The following is a 16,745-nucleotide window of genomic DNA, read 5'->3' as shown; positions in this document are numbered from 1 at the left end:
GAGGCTGCGCCAACGGCTACGCTCAGTACAAGTTCGTAATTCGTAATTAAGAAAATCAGATTAAATCTGGGTTTCTGGGTTTGGTATCGCTGTGGAACATCTGAGAATTATTCGATATAACCTGTGTGTTTCATGAAACGTTCAGTTGATTTCTGCGATCGCTGCAACGCTTGATCTACCGAAGTTCGATTGGTCAATGCCGCCGCTAAAGTTTGCCCGACTGAAGAACCAATCGCCTGAAATTCTGGAATATCAACGTATTGAACTCCCTTATAAGGAGTTGGTTGTGCAGATGGACGGGTAACATCAGCAGATTGAATCGCTGCCAGCACGATTTCTGCAAAGGGTGCAGCTTTCCGATAGTTGGGATTCTCATAAGTGGAAGTCCGAGTTCCTGGTGGTACAGCAACCCAGCCATTTTCCTTGGCAACCAGTTGAATGTATTCTTTAGAGGTTGCCCAAGCAACGAATTTTTGCGCGGCTTCTGGTGATTTTGAGGTTTTTGGAACCGCTAACGCCCAAGCCCAAAGCCAATTTGAGCCATTGGGATATTTTTCAATTGGCGCACGAGCGAAGCCAACTTTGTTATAAACTTGGGATTCTTTGGGATTGGATAACAACCCTGCGGCAACAGTTGCATCTACCCACATACCGCATTTACCTGTTGAGAATAATGCCAGATTCTCGTTAAATCCATTGGAACTGGCTCCTGGCGGCCCATATTTGTTGAGCAGATCGACATAAAAAGCGATCGCCTCTTTCCAAGCTGGAGTATTGATCGTTGGTTGCCACTTCATATCAAACCACTGTCCACCATAGGTATTAACCAATGTGGAAACAAATGCCATGTTTTCACCCCAACCAGGTTTCCCACGCAGGCAAACCCCATAAACCCCATGCGCTGGGTCGTGGATTTTGCTTGCCCATTCTCTCATTTGGGGATAAGTTGGCTGTTGAGGAACCGCAATCCCGGCTTTTTCAAACAAGTCTTTGCGGTAGTACAGCATGGAACTTTCCCCATAGAATGGCACGGCATAGAGTTTCCCGTTATTGGAAAGCCCTTCTCGTATAGGTTTGAGTAGGTCATTTACGTCATAGTTTGCGCCTAAATCCAAGGGTCTTAACCAATCCCGTCTAGCCCAGATTGGTGTTTCATAGGAACCGATGGTCATCACATCAAATTGCCCACCTTGGCTTGCAACATCTGTAGTTGTGCGTTGGCGTAACACATTTTCTTCCAGCACAACCCACCGGAGTTGAATATCAGGATTAGCTTGCTCAAATTTGCGAGAAAGCCCTTGCATCACCACCATGTCGCCATTATTAACGGTGGCGATCGTTAGTCTAGTTTTCTCTGCGGCTTGAGAACGTGGTGAACAAGCATATAGCAGATGCACCAGCATTACTCCAGTGAGAAATGCAGCTAGCACTTTAGCGAAGCGGCGGATACGCATCGCATAACTCCTTTAAAGTAAAAAACCGAACGAAATAAATTTTTGATTTTATGCTCTAACTTTGGGCAAAAGCTCAATAATAGAAATCATACCAATCTGATTTCCATCACGGTCATTTGCAACAATTCTTCAATAAGAGGTTGAATCTATGACGGCTAAAGCAACTTATCAGTTTGCAGGTAAGACGATCTTAATTACTGGCGGTGCAGGAGATATTGGCAAGGCAACTGCACACCGTTTTGCTGCTAATGGCGCAGGAATAGCCCTGCTAGATTTGAATGAACCGAAGATGGCAGATGTGGCTGAGGAACTAAAAGAGTACAACGTTCCAGTTGGTACGTTTCGCTGTGATGTTACATCTAGTGATGATGTTGCCAAAGCCTTTACTGGCGCTGTAAAGCAGTTTGGGCGCATAGATTATGTATTTAATAATGCGGGTTATCAAGGAGTGTTTGCCAAGACTGACGAATATCCTGAAGACGACTTTCAAAAGGTGATCAACGTTAATGTTGTCGGTGTTTTCCACATTCTCAAGGCGGCTGCACAGCAACTACGCGATGCCGGTGGAGGTGCGATCGTTAATATGGGGAGTTATGCGGGGGTGGTTGGGCCGCCAAATATGTTGGCTTACGCCGCTTCTAAGTTTGCTGTCATTGGAATTACTCAAACGGCAGCGAAAGACTTGGCTCCTTATGGCATTCGGGTAAATGCACTCTCCCCTGCGCTTATCGGCCCTGGTTTTATGTGGACGCGGCAAACCGAATTACAAGCAGCAGTAGGTTCCCAGTACTTTGATGCCGATCCCAAGGTAGTTGAGCAACAAATGATCAATTCAGTGCCAATGCGACGTTTAGGAAGTTTAGAAGAGGTGGCGAATGGGGTTGCATTTTTGATGAGCGAAGAGGCAAGCTACATTACTGGGTTTAACTTGGAGGTTACTGGGGGATAATAGAAATTTAAAAATACATTGAGCAAAGATTATATCTTTGGGCATATAGTCTAAATAATGCAATCATACTTTTGACAGATACATAGCTTTTGCAGGTAGTATATGGGACAACCTTTTTTGGAGCGGCGCGATGCCAGCAAGGCTGGCTTGCCCCTTAGGGCGCGCAAATTAGACCTGGCTGCTCATGCTGCTTGGCTCTATTACATCGCCGGCAATACGCAAGAAGAAATTGCTGTCAAGCTCAATGTGTCCCGGCAAGCTGCACAACGTTTAGTGGCACTGGCGGTCAGTGAAAAACTGATTAAATTTCGACTCGATCATCCCTTGAGTGAATGCATTGCTCTAGCTGAGTCATTACGCGATCGCTTTGCTCTGTCACTTTGTGAAGTAGTACCAACTGACGCAGGTAGTGGTGATACATTATACGGAATTGGTGTATGTGCTGCCACCCACCTAGAGGCTTACCTGATGGCTAAAACCCCGACCATACTAGCTTTGTCATCAGGTCAGACATTGCGAACAATGGTAGAGCAGATTCCCTCAATGAACCAACCCCAGCATAAAATTGTGTCAATTATTGGCAATATGTCCCACTCTGGGCGTGCAGGTCGTCACGAAGTGGTTATGCATTTATCCGATCGCGTCGGTTCCCAAGCTTACCCAGTGCCGACTCCGGTTGTTGCGACTAGCATTGAAGAACGAGAACTTTTGCAGACTCAGCGATCGTTTATCGCTGTGAAAACTCTTGCAGAGCAAGCCAAAGTAACCTTTGTTGGAATTAGTCACATTGCCTGGAATGCTCCGTTACATCAAGATGGCTTTATCAATGACGATGAGGTGGCTGAATTGATTGAACTGGGAGCAGTCGGAGAAATTGCAGGTTGGGCTTATAGCGATCGCGGAGTATTGCTGCTAAAAGGGACAAACAGTCGGGTTGCCAGTGTAGCTCTCGAACAACCGGCTCATCGACTAATTATTGGTGTGGCGGGTGGTGTGAGAAAGGCTGAGGCGATTTTGGCTGCTCTGCATGGCAAGTTAATTACAGGACTGATTACCGATGAAGCTGCTGCCCAAATGATTCTTTCTAAAATTTAGTAACTACTAAGTGAGATAATTTATGCTCAGTGTTGAGTTCCTAATTCGTAATTCGTAATTTTTGGGTTTAATTCCTCTTCTCCCAAAGAGAGAAGCTAAATCCGTCTATACGTGGCGTTTTCTTTCAGTAGTTCCCTGCGAGACGCTATGGGTAGCTTTCTTCCTCGTATAGGTAAGACAGACCCAAGAAACATCTGGTTCTAAATCCCCTTACGTAACAGTCTTTAATTACGAATTACGAATTACGAATTACGAATTACGAATTATTTTAATGTTCTTGTCCCGTTGGTCGGATGAGGATTTCGTTGACATTAACGCGTGGTGGTTGCGTAAGAGCGTAAACGATCGCAGCTGCAACGTCTTCGCTTTGCAGAGGTTCTATTGACTTGCGTCGTTCTTGAATCCGTTGTTTGGCAACGGGATCGGTAATTTGGTTGTCAATTTCCGTATCCACCAAACCAGGTTCAATAATGGTGACACGGATGTTGTCCTTGTGGACTTCTTGACGCAATGCTTCCGAAAGGGCATTAACACCCCATTTGGTAGCATTATAAACACCAAGGCCCGCCCGCGCTGTTCGACCAGCCACTGAGGAGATATTGACTATATGCCCCGATTTTTGCGCCTTCAACAGAGGCAAAACAGCATGAGTCGCATATAGCAGTCCTAATACGTTGAGGTCAAACGATCGCCGCCAGTCTGAGCTATTTCCAGCTTCAATAGTTCCGAGTAAGGCAATCCCGGCATTGTTGACGAGGATATCAACCCTTCCCAATTCTGCATTTGCCTTTGCCACCAAGTTATTTACCTGGGTTTCATCAGTTACATCAGTGACAATAGGCAATGCCTTGCCACCACTAGCCTCGATGCGTTCTGCTAATGCCTGAATGCGATCGCCACGCCTAGCAGCAAGTACTACTGTTGCTCCAACTGAAGCCAAGGCGATCGCAGTTGCTTCTCCAATTCCCGCTGAAGCCCCAGTGATAATTGCCACTTTTCCTTCTAATTTACCTGTCATTTATCTAACTCCTTAGTAATTGATTATTGAGCATTAATTATTCCTCCCCTGCTCCCCGGTCACTGAGCGACTTGCCTTGAGCGAAGTCGAAAGGAGCCGAAGTGCTGCTCCCCTCCCCTCCTTGCCTCTTACCAATCCTCAAAACAGATGCAACAGCCGCCCCACACAGTATTAGAGCTGCAAAGCGAAAAGTTCCTTGGAACCCTGCAACGATCGCATCAGGAGGGGCAACAGAGACATCTGCACCCGCAGACATACTAGCGATTAAGGCTCCAAATACTGCCCCGATTACAGAAACTCCTACGGTGTTACCTGATGTACGTGACAAAGACAAAAGCCCAGAAGCAATCCCTAGCCGCTCTCTCGGTACCGATCCCATAACAGTGCTGTTGTTGGGCGATTGGAATAAACCTAGACCAATGCCGTAAATAAAATAGCGCGATACATAGCCTAGCTCTGTAATTTGAGCATCAAAGGTACTAATCCCCAGACAGCCGCCAATCATCAACCCCAGCCCAATTGAACTGATTAGTCGAGCGCCAAAGCGGTCTGAAAGTATTCCAGCTAGGGGGGCAATTAACCCACTCAGTACAGGCGATACGGCTAGTAACAGCCCTACTTTTACCGTCGGATATTGCTTGACCCTCTCTAGAAAGAAAGGGACGATGAGTAGCGAACCGCCAATAACAATGAATGCTAGCCAGCCACTTAGCAAACCCATACTCAACTGAAGATTGCGAAACAGCTTTAGCTCTAGTAGTGGCTGCTTTAGAATCGCTTCAACTACCAAAAAAGTAGTGAAACTTACGGCAGCGATCGCTAATAATACCAATGCATTAGTACTGCCAAAGCCCTGGCTCTGCCCTAGCGTCATACCTAAACCAAAACTACCCAGAGTCAATAAAGCCAATATGGCTCCCAAAAAGTCAAATTTCTGTTTGCCCTCAATGGGTGCAGAAGGTGGTACTACACGAGCTATTAAGAAACTAGCAATAATCCCCAAGGGTACATTGATGAAGAATATACTATGCCAGCCTGACCAGCTTAAAAGCAATCCGCCAGCAGAGGGGCCAAAAGCAATTCCCAGTGACACTACACTACCGATGACGCCAACAGCCCGACCTCGTTCGGAAGAGGGAAAAACTTCTGTGATGATTGCCAAACCAAGCCCAGAAATGAAGACAGCACCTAGTCCTTGAAGTGCCCGAAAGCCGATCAACCACTCGATACTAGGTGCAAAACCACACAATAGCGAACTGAAAGTGAACAGAACAAGTCCCCCCTGGTATAAGGACTTCTTACCCCACATATCCCCCAAGCGGGTTGCTCCCAAAACTAAACCAGAACTGACCAACTGGTAACTCAATACAGCCCATTGGGTGGTAGGAAAACTAGTGCCAAAGGCTTGCACCAATGTGGGCAAAGCAACATTAATGATGCCCACATCCAGGGTAGACATGAATACCCCAAGTCCGACACCGAGTAAGACCCAATTTTTTTGAGAGCCTGATAAAGCCAGAGGTTCTGCTTGGAATTGTGCCAACGTTTAGCCTCCACCTTTGACTTTACGGTTGTAAATAGTTTGCATACGTATATTCATTGTAGGGTGCTATTCTCGCTACTAAGTTCGGGAAACGAAGTTTACTGCTTCTATTTCTAAGTTGGCAATTTTTTTGAGTGCGATGCCTGCGGCGGGCGTAGCCATCGCAGCAGGCGCTTGGTCGAGCGGAAATGCTCTGGATGGTTTGAAAAATTCAGGTTTATGTCAGGTATCTACTTCCCAATCGGCAAGATTGGCTTTTCCACTTGTCATATATTTGGTAAAGTACTTAAGTACTCTTAACTCTGCACTCCTTCGGCTATATCAACAATAAAAATCAACAAAGTACGGTAATTTGATAGAGTTACTGTAATTGAGACTAGTTAGCAAACTATCATAGACAACTCTCAGAAGCAAGCTCTAAATAAAATGGAGAATAGGGAATGGGAAATGTCAATTATTAAAGTCACATCTGCAACTGCAAATAAGTACCTTTTTGTATAAGCAATGACTCAAAAAGCTGCCTTATCTCGATTTGCTTTCGGATTTATTGCAGGCTTTGTGTCTGTTTTGCTATTTCATCAAGGTGTATTGGCTCTGCTACATGCAGTAAATTTTACACCTCGCGCCCCTTATTCAACTGCACCAACACCACCATTAGGAATTCCACAAATTTGGTCAAATGCTTTCTGGGGAGGCATTTGGGGACTAATTTTGGTAGGAATTGCACCTCGTTTTCGACATGATAAAAACTATTGGTTAGGAGCTTTAGTCTTTGGTGCAATTGCTCCGACGCTAGTGGCTTGGTTTGTGGTTGCACCGCTCAAGGGTCAACCCATCGCTGGCGGCTGGAAACTTGTGGGAATAGTGACAGGTTTATTGGTTAATGGCGCTTGGGGTGTGGGAACCGCCGGGTTGCTGAGATTATTCTCTAGGAGGCAATTGTTTAACAGCTAGCTAGGTTTTAGGCACTTCTAAGTAGGTGGTTAATGTTTAATATCATCCAAACTAACCAAAATAGCTTCCTGCTTATTTCAGCATAAAGTTGAAAATGTGTATATTATTATTTGAGAATAATCGGTCAAAAAATAGCGATCGTATTATTCGCGTTAGACCAATTCTGTATAAAGATGTGTAGAAATAACCCCACTACCTAGTTCGGTAAGGTTGGGAGGGGTCTAAATGATGTTCAGCTTCACAGAGAATTGGCATTACTCAGTAAATCAAAGATCACAAGAATTTATTACAATGGATAATTTTGGAATTTACACACTTGCTAATGACGTGGTATTTGACCAACTAGTAGCTTTGCTAAATAGCATTGAGGTGAATGTTAGTCCAGATATTCCGATTTGTATTATTCCCTATGATGACCGCTTAAAACGAGTTAAGCAGGAGATACGTTCTCGACCGAATGTCACCCTGTTTGACGATAAAAGCTCGATTAAAAAATGGGAGGATTTTGCCGTTCAAGTTTGGAACGCTTATCCAAGAAATAGCCGAAAAAATAAACCTTCTATCGAATGGAATAAAAAAAATAATTTAATCCGAAAAATGTGTGCTTTTGATGGTGAGTTTGAAAGATTTGTATTTTATGATGCTGATAGTTTGGCAATGAATAAGCTGGACAAGGTTTTAGAAAAACTAGACCAATACGACTTTGTGTTTGATGACTGGGAACACACCAAACAAACTTCAGTTGCAGCTTTCGACTTGCCGAAGTTAGAACAAAAAATGTCTTTGCCTGAATCTGAAATCAGACGAGAAATTCACTGTTCTAGTTTTTTTGGTTCAAAAAAGGGTATTTTAGGCGTTGAAGAATTAAAAATACTCAAAAAGCGATTGATAGAAGATAAAGAAGTCGAATTGATTAACGAAATCGCTTGGTGGTGTGACGCAGATTTATTTAGTTACATGACTTTTAGAATTGCTCGACCACTATTTAACTTTACACTCAGTCCCAATGGTGAAGATAGAACTGGCAACTGTGCTAATGCAAATCCATTTGTGAACATTGATAATGTTCTTTACAACCAACAGGGATTAAAACCAATTCATCGCCTTCACTATATGGGCTATTCTGCTATTGGATTTACCCGCTTGTGTAAAGGTGAAGATGTTGATATCCGTTACAAAAATGAATTTTTGCACTATCGCTTTCTGAAGCAACCAGAGCAAAAACCGAAGCGATTAAAGCCACCTACCATAGCGGCTAGAAGCAATCGATTTATCAAAAAACTTTTGAATAAAATTAATCAAACTATCTCTTACACTTAGCTTTTGCCCAGCCTTGCTCATTAAGCGTTTAGTTAGTGAGCAATGTCCACTCTCATCTTGCAAAAATGCCTAAAGTTAGTGTTTCCATTCCCACATTTAATCGAGTTAATTTACTGCCTTTGGCAATTGACAGTGTACTCAACCAGTCTGAGCAAGACTTTGAGCTAATTATCTGTGATGACGGTTCTCGCGATCGCACACCCGAATTGATGTCACAATATACAGACAATCGGATTAAATATATCCGTCATCAGCAAAATATTGGTAAAAGTAATAATATGCGCTCTGGCTTTGATGCTGCCACTGGTGAATATTTTATCAAATTTGATGATGATGACCGACTAACACCCGATTTTCTCGCAAGTACAGCAGCTATTCTTGCTGAAGACTCTAGCATTGATTTTGTTGGTACAGACCATTGGATAATTGATATTAACAATGTCCGGGATGAGGCAAAAACTCAAGAAAATTCTCATCGCTGGGGTAGGAAGAATTTACCAGCAGGTGTTGTAAATAATTTGCTGGAAGTCGTATTTATTCAGCAAAGTTTTCAAGTTGGGGCGACATTATTTCGCCGTAAAACCTTGCAAGAATTAGGATATATGCAGCCAAATCTGCAAAATTGTGAGGATAATGATTTATTTGTGCGTCTAGCTTTGGCTGGAAAAAAGGGCTATTACTTACCAGAATTATTGATGGAATATCGCTACCATGCAGAGCAGCAAGGTATTAATCGAGCCATTCCTTATTTATTTGATAAAATTCAGTATTTAGAAAATTATAAGTTTGAGTCTGAGAAATTAGAGAAAGTCAGAAAAAATCGTTTAACTGAAACACAATTATTATTAGGTTTGCGTTTAATTGAAAAGGGTGAAACGCAAAAAGGCAGAGAGCTAGTTTTGGCGGGACAGTCTTTTTCGACTGTTAAAGCTTGGACTGGTTTAGGTTTATCGTTGTTACCAGTTGGGTTGCGAGGTAAGGCGTTTAATGCACTGCGACAGATGCAGGGTTAGAGATTAACATATTGTGCAACTTACTTTTGACGTTATTTGGAAAAGCTGTGTAGGTTGGGTTGAGGAACGAAACCCAACATTAGGCGTTAATTGTTGGGTTTCACTCCGTTCAACCCAACCTACGATTTTTTTGGTGTCTCATGGCTCACACAAAAACGCAGAGAAGAGCTATGCAAGCTTTTACATCGCGAATAACTTATTTAAATAACTACTAACTTCTTGACCACTCATCAATAATAGTCAAAATTGTTTTATCACCCAAGTTTTTAACAGACTTTACTACATCGCGGTAATCTTCAAACTTTTGCTTCGGTTTCTTAGTTCGAGCATCAAATATACCCTTTGCAAGTTTTTCAGCCCCAGGAATCCTAGAGCGTTGTAACTTTATAGATAACTCGTCTTTATCCAAAGAGTTCAATAAACTAAGTGGATTACTCTGTTCGCTCTTTTGAGGAATAAGGTTTTCAAGCTGCTTGAACTGACTATCTATTCTCTGTCTTTCTTGTATAAATTCTGACTTAAACTCATTAAATTGTTTCTCAAGACGTAATTCTAAATTTGCCAGACGTGGTTCTAATTTTGTTGTTTCAGGCTGTGGTGTTACTGGTTTGGTAGAAGAATCAATGCCTTTGAGAGATGCAACTTGTTTTACTACTAAATCCTCTAATTTAGGAGCAATGACAAAAGCATTAACCATCTCACCTTGTCGAGGATTTTTTTCTCTTGCTCTGACAGCAGCATAATATTCAAAATGTCCATCAACTACTGTATAGCTCTCCACTCCTGTCACTTTCACAACTAATGGTCTGATAATTCCTCCAGTTTCTATAATTATATCTGCAAGGTTTTCTAAATCAGCTTCTGCAAAATTTGAACGAGGTTCATTAGAAGCAATACTTTTGACATCCACTAAAGAAAAATTAATCATTAATAAACTCCCATTTTTTTGATAACTTCATCTGCTAATACATTAAATTCTTCAGCAGAAATTTGAGCAGAAGTTTTTAACTCGGCAAATTTTATAATAGATTTAGGGTCAGGATATTCTAAATCTCCAACTGGGATAGTCTGATTCATACATTCTGATAACGCTGTTCTGTCATAAATTACAGCTTCCATCAGTGGCAGTTGATAACGCTCTGAAATTACTTCTCTCTGTTTAGGGAAATTGTATTGTAAAAATTTAGCATTTGTTGAGATTTTAGAAGCAAGGACGCCCATTATACTAATAGGCGGTTTACCCATCATTTCTCTAGATTCATTAATTTGATTAACAAAATTTTTGACCGTTGGTAAACCTTGGTTAGCAAATGGTTTCAAGTCGGATGGAATTATCAGGTAATCACTAGCAATCAGTGCAACTTCAGCATACAAATCTCTAGAGGGGGGAGTATCAATAATTACAATATCATAATTATTTTCTACCCTTTTTAGTTTTGTTACTAGCCTGCTCCTACTAGCTAATATTTTATTTAGTTTATCCTGATATTCAATTAATGTAATATGTGAAGGAATAACATCAATTTCTGGATTGTTGAAATAATCCGATGTACGCACTACTTCTGGAATAAAGTTAAAATCTCCTGATTCTAATAAATGATATACGTTTAACTCTCTTAAATTATCATCTTCTTCAAATTGAAATTTTATTAATCCTGTAGCAAAAGTAGTATTTGCCTGGGAATCTATATCAACTAAAAGTACATTTTTACCTTTTTTACGTAATGCTGCTGCAAGATTGACTGCAACAGTAGTCTTTCCAACGCCGCCTTTATTGTGGTAGATTGCAATCGTTTTCATTAAATGTTGCCTCTTTATTTCAAAATTTAAATTATTTCCAGGTATTTGAACTTCTGACTTATCTACTAGCTGTCCTTCTTTAAGGCTCTCTCTACCAATTAAAGTTTTAATTTCATCTAACTTTATCTCAACTTCCTTCCCAGAACATTGAAATACTAATTGAATATCGTATTGAAATTTTTGATAAATTCTGATTTCTTTGCCATTAGTCAGCAATCCATACCTGACATTCAAGCTGGTTAAATAATGCCTGAGTCGAGGGACATGATGATTTAAGTTTTGTTTGGGATGCTTTGCCTCCATGACAACACTTAGCGGTGAGTTGGCATCTAAGACAAAGGGAATTACTTGGGCAGCAAATGCCAAAAAATCTAAGCGGATGCTACCAATGGCAACCTCTTGATGCCAGGTGTCAGGAGTATAACCTAGCTGTGGTAGCAAATATTGCACTATGAGTTTGCTTTCAACTTCGCTTTCGTTACGGCACATCTCAGGATTAAAAGGCAATATTTTTCTACCTCTAAATAATTATTGGACTTGGGACAAAACCTGATATTTGCTAGATTATGGCATAGCTTTAATTAGGTTGAGTGATATAAATCACTTAAAAAAGCTAAAAAATTATCATAAAGTTAGTACTTTTGCTGATAAAGTAACCAATTTTGAGAGCTAGCCATATTCAAAATTAACAGGCTACGTATGTATTTCCCCATTATCCCTGTAAATGGCTAGAATCAATAGTGTTTACCTATTTGCGCTAAAGGTTTTGGCTACTGTATCTTGTCCCCACTGCCATCAACTTGTTGATAGTCAAGCTATTAGTTGTCCCTATTGTCGGACTACACTCAAAGCTTACGGTCATCCCGGTATTCCATTGCACCGCGCCGCTGGGGATGGGTATCTGTGCGACACCTGCACCTATCACGCTGATGATACTTGCAATTTTCCTAAACGTCCCTACGCCAAAGACTGCACCCTTTACCAAAATATTGAAGAGACAAAGGTAGAGTTGAAACAGCAGCATTACACTAACAGTTTTGCAGTAACTGTGAAAAGTTGGGTAAAACGCAATCAGGCTTTGCTGTTACTTTTGGGTTTATTATTGGTCTGTTTGTTGTTCGTGATATTAAGGTCTTGATTTGGGTTTAGTGGGGAGCAAGGGAGGCAGAGGAGCAGGGGAGAGTTGCAGTAAGTTTTCCCTCTGCCCCTCTGCACCTCTGCCTCTTGTACCCAATCCCCATTCCCTAACTTTCAAGCTGTGGTGATTTTGGATGCTTCTGCAATAGGTTCAACTTGTATCAGTGGCGCTTTTTCCTCAAAAGCGGCTAAGTCGAACCAAAAAGTGGTACCAATGCCGACTTCACTCACTAGATGGACTTTACTACGATGTCTGTCGATGATATTTCTAACAATCGATAAACCTAAACCCGTGCCTTCTAGCGTGTGAACTCGGTTTTCTACGCGAAAGAAACGTTCAAAAATTGAGTGTTGATCTTCTGTGGCGATGCCAATTCCAGTATCGGAAATTTCAATCCGCACTGGAGCAGATTCGGTGTGACTGGGTTTGAAATCTAGTTGGTAGGCGCGGATTGCTACTTTACCACCGGCTTTGGTGAATTTAAGCGCATTACCAATTAGGTTGCCAAACACTTGTACTAACAGATCGTAATTACCTAATACTAGCGGCAAATTAGGGGCAACTTCCTGAACAAGTTCAACACCTTTATCTTTTGCATTGAGTTGGTAAGTACGCAGGGTTTGCTCGATCGCTTGGGCTAAATCTACCCCATCAAAGCTGTAGTTGCGACCAGATTCGAGTTTTGACAAATCCAAAACATCGTTAACTAGGCGGGTTAGGCGATCGGTTTCATTGTTGACTGTTTGCAGAAACTCTTGCCGTTCTTGTAAAGCTAAATCTTCGCCGTAGTCGTGCAGGGTTTCAATATAGGTTTTAATGTTGAATAGAGGCGTTCGCAGTTCGTGAGAAACGTTGCTGATAAATTGACTTTTTGCATCGTTTAGTTCGACCTCACGGGTTATATCTTGAATAGTAATCGCAATACCTTTGATGCTTTCTCTTTGCAGGTTAAGTACTGTAGTCAAGAGAATGCGGATCGTCCGTGGGATGGGTTGGTTAATAAAAATTCGGAATTCGGCGCTTTCGCATTCCCCTGCTGCCATTTCGTACAAGGGACGGGTAATTTCGGTTTGTACCGCTGGGGGTAAGTGATGTAAGACATTGCAACCTACTACATTAGCGGCTTCCCAGCCAAAAATTCGCTTTGCTGTGGGGTTGACTAAAATCACCTGCATGTTGTTATCAATCAATACAGCCCCATCTGCGATCGTGGAAACTAGGGTTTCTAGTTTGGCTTTTTCTGCGGTCAGTTCCTCAATATTCTGTTCTTCATAGCGCTCTAATCGCTCTGCCATTTCATTAAAACTTAAAATTAATTCCCCTAGTTCGCCCCCTAAAGGTAAATTAATGCGCTGCTTAAAATTCCCGGTAGCAATTTGCTTTACCCCCACTAGCAGTTCTTTAATGGGCTTGGTGATGGTCAAGGCGTTAATCACTCCTGCCAAAATCACCATTACCCAAATTGTGATAAAAACGGCAATGGTGACATCGCGGGTAAAATTGGTGGAGATAATAGCGGTTTGATTGGGGTTGATCCCGATCGCTAATACACCTAAGTATTTTTTATTGACAATCAGGGGAATAAATACATCGGTAACTATCCCATCTGGGGTCGTGTGTTGCCGCACCATCGGCTTTTCGCCATCGCCAGGGTAATCTTCTGGCAGTTGTATCCGCCGTTTAATGGTAAGGGAGTTTTCTACCTCAGCTTCCCAAAAAGGAATGCCAAAAAAGATTTCTCCGTTTTCATCGGCGTAGAGCATATAACGCACGCTAGAGGTGCTGCTATAAAAGCGTTGGGAAAATTGGGCAACCTCTGTGAGATTATTGTCCGCGATTAAGGGGGCAACGTTGGCAGCAAGCAGCAGCCCCAAATCACGACCAAAGCGGGTGTCATTCATCCGCGCATCCTGCTGAATTGTATTCACAGCCCAGAATGTCAGACCACTCATCACCAACGAAACTACCATTGTGGCCACAGCTAGCAGTTTAGTCTGGAGTGTGAACTCCGACCACCAACTTGCGATCGCATCTCGAATTGTTTTTAACAGACTTAGCATCTTAAATAAAGTTGTTAGTAGTCTTTGTTATAAAGCTCAACAACTTAAAAATTAACAGTTAATTTGACAAATATGTTAGGAATTGGGGATTGGGCATCCCTTCGACTTCGCTCAGGGCAAGTGGGGATTGGGCATCAGTAGCAAAATATTTCTATTGTCCCAAATACCCCATTGTAAGAGGGCGCGATCGCTAGGATGCTACTGCAAAATCTGTGTACTGCCTCATCTTAGGCTCATGGAATGCCAAAATTATATCTTCCTTGGCAACACCTGCACTAACTAAGTCAGTTGCGATCCCATTTTCAGTCCAATCTTCCTCAATCCAAAATTTGCAATCTCGAATCCGAATGTAGACAGTCATACCAGTAATGCGTTCGCCATTTTGCCAACCAAGGTTCATCCAAATATAGTGGCCCTTTGGCTCATCCATAATCAAAAATGTTTCGATGTCTTTGTTAGGACGACGGTTACATAGTTCAACATACTCTGTCAGGATACGTTTGATTATTTTGGGATACTCCGTTAATTTATCCATTGTGTGATTTCCTCTATTTCTGTATCGACAACAATGAGTGGAAGTTGATGTTTGTGGAGGATGAGTTGAATCACATCCTGGTTGAAAAAGCAATTATTAAGCGATGCCTACGGCGGCAAGCTACGCACCAACAGCAAGGTAAAGTTTACGCTCTGGTGCTGTTTCCTCTAAAAGATAACGGTAGATGTCATACTGACCGAGAGCTTCTTTCAAATCTTGTATCTTTGATGCACCAACAAAGCTTTTCACCTCAACAACAAGTTTCTGCCCATCTCGTTCAGCCCCAATTGGGCGTTCAGCACCGAGATCAGCGTATAAGGTTGTTCTTCGATACTGAATTACGTAGGGGTCGTCTGTAATCGCCCAGCCGTCCTTGATAAGTGCGTTTTTTACCGCATTATGGATAATGTCTAATTTGGGCATAGCTTAAGTATAAGTCGGACTTGCTGTCTGGCTTATGGGGTTTGCTTCTCTTGTTTCCCACTCGCTACTCTATGACCAATATCTCTCCGGTAATATATTCCCTGAAACTGAATATGTTTGATACCTGCGTAGGCTTGAGCGATCGCTTGCTCAAAATTTTCTCCAATTCCTGTCACATTTAATACTCGACCCCCATCTGTGGCTATTTCTTGTTGCTGGTTCAACTTTGTACCTGCATGAAATACAGTTGCTCCTGTTGCCTCTGCTTCTTCAATGCCAGTAATCACCTGGCCCTTCTCATATTCTCCTGGATAACCACCGGAAGCCGCAACCACAGTGGCAGATGCTCCCCCTTTCCAAGCAATGGGCGGCAATTCACTTAAGCGCTGCTGTACACAGGCTAGAATCAACTCTTCTAGGGGTGTTTCTAACAGTGGCAAAATCACCTGGGTTTCGGGATCGCCAAAGCGACAGTTAAATTCCAAAACCTTCAAGTCGCCATTGGGTGCAATCATTAACCCAGCATACAGCACGCCTCGGTAATCAATGCCTTTAGCTCTTAAGGTGGCGATCGCTCTTTCTAATACTTCTGTTTGAATGCGTGCCATCAACTCTGGTGTAGCGATGGGTGCGGGGCTGTATGCTCCCATCCCGCCAGTATTTTCGCCTGTATCGCCCTCACCAATTCGCTTATGATCTTGGGCTGGCAACAAGGGTCTAATTGTTAACCCATCAGTCAACGCTAAAACTGACACCTCTTGCCCAATCAAACATTCTTCAATGACGACAAATTCCCCAGCACTGCCAAATTGTCCTTGAAAAATCGCATCAATGGCACTTTCTGCCTGTGTAAGTGTTTCAGCTACCGTTACACCCTTACCAGCCGCCAAGCCATCAGCTTTAACAACAATTGGCGCTCCCTGAGATTTGACGTAAGATTTTGCTGCCGCAGCTTCCGTAAATACCGCAGCCCGTGCCGTCGGAATCCCTGCTTCTTGCATCAAGGCTTTTGCCCAAGCTTTACTCGCCTCAATTTGCGCTCCGGCTCTGACTGGGCCAAATACCATCAATCCTTTATCTTGGAGGTAATCTGTGATTCCCTTAGATAGGGGGACTTCTGGCCCAACTATCACCAGAGTTATGTCATGTTCTAGAGCATATCGGCTCATCCCCTCAAAATCGTCTACTGCTAAGGGCAAGTTTTGGCAACGTTCCATACTTGCCGTGCCCCCATTCCCTGGTACACAGACAACTTGCTCAATTTGCTTAGATTGCAACAGTTTCCATGCCAGAGCGTGTTCGCGCCCCCCATTACCGACAACTAAAACTTTCACTGATTTCCTCGTGCGTCCCTTGCAAAATGAGAATACCTTAACTGCTCTCGCGGATCAATTTTTTCATCAATTCTCACACTTATGCAAGTTTCTTCTGGTTTACAAAAGA

General features: G+C 42.5%; 14 protein-coding genes and 1 pseudogene. 6 read left to right on the top strand and 9 right to left on the bottom strand.

Annotation, left to right across the window (positions count from 1 at the left end):
- Positions 1 to 107: 107 nt before the first annotated feature.
- Positions 108 to 1,454 carry an ABC transporter substrate-binding protein gene (locus CDG76_RS03570; protein ID WP_190240743.1) on the bottom strand — a complete coding sequence of 449 codons (1,347 nt, stop codon included), beginning with the start codon at positions 1,452 to 1,454 and terminating at the stop codon, positions 108 to 110.
- 148 nt (positions 1,455 to 1,602) lie between these two features.
- Here CDG76_RS03570 and CDG76_RS03565 point away from each other — a divergent pair, with 148 nt between their 5' ends.
- A complete protein-coding gene (locus tag CDG76_RS03565; protein ID WP_094347668.1) occupies positions 1,603 to 2,403 on the top strand; it encodes an SDR family NAD(P)-dependent oxidoreductase in 801 nt (266 codons plus the stop codon).
- A 102-nt stretch (positions 2,404 to 2,505) separates the two neighbouring features.
- Complete coding sequence (locus tag CDG76_RS03560; protein WP_094347667.1) at positions 2,506 to 3,498, top strand: sugar-binding transcriptional regulator; 993 nt, start codon at positions 2,506 to 2,508, stop codon at positions 3,496 to 3,498.
- Between the two features lie 268 nt (positions 3,499 to 3,766).
- Here the strand turns inward: CDG76_RS03560 and CDG76_RS03555 are convergent, their stop codons facing one another.
- Positions 3,767 to 4,516 (bottom strand): SDR family NAD(P)-dependent oxidoreductase, encoded by a 750-nt coding sequence (locus tag CDG76_RS03555; protein WP_094347666.1) that lies wholly within the window; start codon positions 4,514 to 4,516, stop codon positions 3,767 to 3,769.
- 37 nt (positions 4,517 to 4,553) lie between these two features.
- Positions 4,554 to 6,059 (bottom strand): DHA2 family efflux MFS transporter permease subunit, encoded by a 1,506-nt coding sequence (locus tag CDG76_RS03550; protein WP_143854015.1) that lies wholly within the window; start codon positions 6,057 to 6,059, stop codon positions 4,554 to 4,556.
- Positions 6,060 to 6,563: 504 nt separating this feature from the next.
- Here CDG76_RS03550 and CDG76_RS03545 point away from each other — a divergent pair.
- The 3 genes from CDG76_RS03545 (at position 6,564) to CDG76_RS03535 (ending at position 9,346) form a co-directional block, all read left to right on the top strand.
- The gene (locus CDG76_RS03545; RefSeq protein ID WP_094347665.1) at positions 6,564 to 7,013 is read left to right on the top strand and encodes a hypothetical protein; all 450 of its coding nucleotides are present in this window, start codon (positions 6,564 to 6,566) and stop codon (positions 7,011 to 7,013) included.
- A gap of 291 nt (positions 7,014 to 7,304) precedes the next feature.
- Positions 7,305 to 8,333, top strand: coding sequence for an Npun_R2821/Npun_R2822 family protein (locus CDG76_RS03540; RefSeq protein WP_094347938.1), 1,029 nt, complete (start codon positions 7,305 to 7,307; stop codon positions 8,331 to 8,333).
- A 65-nt stretch (positions 8,334 to 8,398) separates the two neighbouring features.
- Positions 8,399 to 9,346: a glycosyltransferase family 2 protein gene (locus tag CDG76_RS03535; protein ID WP_094347664.1), complete on the top strand. Its 948-nt coding sequence runs from the start codon at positions 8,399 to 8,401 to the stop codon at positions 9,344 to 9,346.
- Between the two features lie 211 nt (positions 9,347 to 9,557).
- On the opposite strand, the gene CDG76_RS03530 is transcribed toward CDG76_RS03535, so the two are convergent.
- Positions 9,558 to 10,274 carry a ParB N-terminal domain-containing protein gene (locus CDG76_RS03530; protein WP_094347663.1) on the bottom strand — a complete coding sequence of 239 codons (717 nt, stop codon included), beginning with the start codon at positions 10,272 to 10,274 and terminating at the stop codon, positions 9,558 to 9,560.
- Complete coding sequence (locus tag CDG76_RS03525) at positions 10,274 to 11,653, bottom strand: AAA family ATPase (protein ID WP_094347662.1); 1,380 nt, start codon at positions 11,651 to 11,653, stop codon at positions 10,274 to 10,276. Before CDG76_RS03525 ends, CDG76_RS03530 begins: the two co-directional genes overlap by 1 nt.
- A 259-nt stretch (positions 11,654 to 11,912) precedes the next feature.
- On the opposite strand from CDG76_RS03525, the gene CDG76_RS03520 reads away from it, so the two are divergent.
- Entirely contained in the window at positions 11,913 to 12,284 is a 372-nt protein-coding gene (locus CDG76_RS03520) for a zinc ribbon domain-containing protein (protein ID WP_094347937.1), read from the top strand.
- Between the two features lie 113 nt (positions 12,285 to 12,397).
- Here CDG76_RS03520 and nblS read toward each other — a convergent pair whose 3' ends face one another.
- The 4 genes and pseudogenes from nblS to purD form a co-directional block, all read right to left on the bottom strand.
- The gene (gene nblS / locus CDG76_RS03515) at positions 12,398 to 14,344 is read right to left on the bottom strand and encodes a two-component system sensor histidine kinase NblS (protein ID WP_094347661.1); all 1,947 of its coding nucleotides are present in this window, start codon (positions 14,342 to 14,344) and stop codon (positions 12,398 to 12,400) included.
- Positions 14,345 to 14,534: 190 nt separating this feature from the next.
- Complete coding sequence (locus CDG76_RS03510) at positions 14,535 to 14,879, bottom strand: XisI protein (protein ID WP_094347660.1); 345 nt, start codon at positions 14,877 to 14,879, stop codon at positions 14,535 to 14,537.
- A pseudogene (locus tag CDG76_RS03505) lies at positions 14,867 to 15,302 on the bottom strand (XisH family protein). Before CDG76_RS03505 ends, CDG76_RS03510 begins: the two are co-directional and overlap by 13 nt.
- A 32-nt stretch (positions 15,303 to 15,334) precedes the next feature.
- On the bottom strand, positions 15,335 to 16,636 hold the full coding sequence (gene purD / locus CDG76_RS03500) for a phosphoribosylamine--glycine ligase (RefSeq protein ID WP_094347659.1): 1,302 nt from the start codon (positions 16,634 to 16,636) through the stop codon (positions 15,335 to 15,337).
- Between the last annotated feature and the right edge of the window lie 109 nt (positions 16,637 to 16,745).

This window comes from Nostoc sp. 'Peltigera membranacea cyanobiont' 210A (assembly GCF_002246015.1).
Lineage (GTDB): Bacteria > Cyanobacteriota > Cyanobacteriia > Cyanobacteriales > Nostocaceae > Nostoc.
Note: the sequence above shows the minus strand (reverse complement) of the source record. Positions and strands in the feature narration are given on the sequence as shown.

Bases quoted from the DNA above. Each gene is read 5' to 3' on its own strand.
- CDG76_RS03570 (WP_190240743.1), bottom strand. From the start codon at position 1,454: ATGCGTATCCGCCGCTTCGCTAAAGTGCTAGCTGCATTTCTCACTGGA.
- CDG76_RS03565 (WP_094347668.1), top strand. From the start codon at position 1,603: ATGACGGCTAAAGCAACTTATCAGTTTGCAGGTAAGACGATCTTAATT.
- CDG76_RS03560 (WP_094347667.1), top strand. From the start codon at position 2,506: ATGGGACAACCTTTTTTGGAGCGGCGCGATGCCAGCAAGGCTGGCTTG.
- CDG76_RS03555 (WP_094347666.1), bottom strand. From the start codon at position 4,516: ATGACAGGTAAATTAGAAGGAAAAGTGGCAATTATCACTGGGGCTTCA.
- CDG76_RS03545 (WP_094347665.1), top strand. From the start codon at position 6,564: ATGACTCAAAAAGCTGCCTTATCTCGATTTGCTTTCGGATTTATTGCA.
- CDG76_RS03540 (WP_094347938.1), top strand. From the start codon at position 7,305: ATGGATAATTTTGGAATTTACACACTTGCTAATGACGTGGTATTTGAC.
- CDG76_RS03535 (WP_094347664.1), top strand. From the start codon at position 8,399: ATGCCTAAAGTTAGTGTTTCCATTCCCACATTTAATCGAGTTAATTTA.
- CDG76_RS03530 (WP_094347663.1), bottom strand. From the start codon at position 10,274: ATGATTAATTTTTCTTTAGTGGATGTCAAAAGTATTGCTTCTAATGAA.
- nblS (WP_094347661.1), bottom strand. From the start codon at position 14,344: ATGCTAAGTCTGTTAAAAACAATTCGAGATGCGATCGCAAGTTGGTGG.
- CDG76_RS03510 (WP_094347660.1), bottom strand. From the start codon at position 14,879: ATGGATAAATTAACGGAGTATCCCAAAATAATCAAACGTATCCTGACA.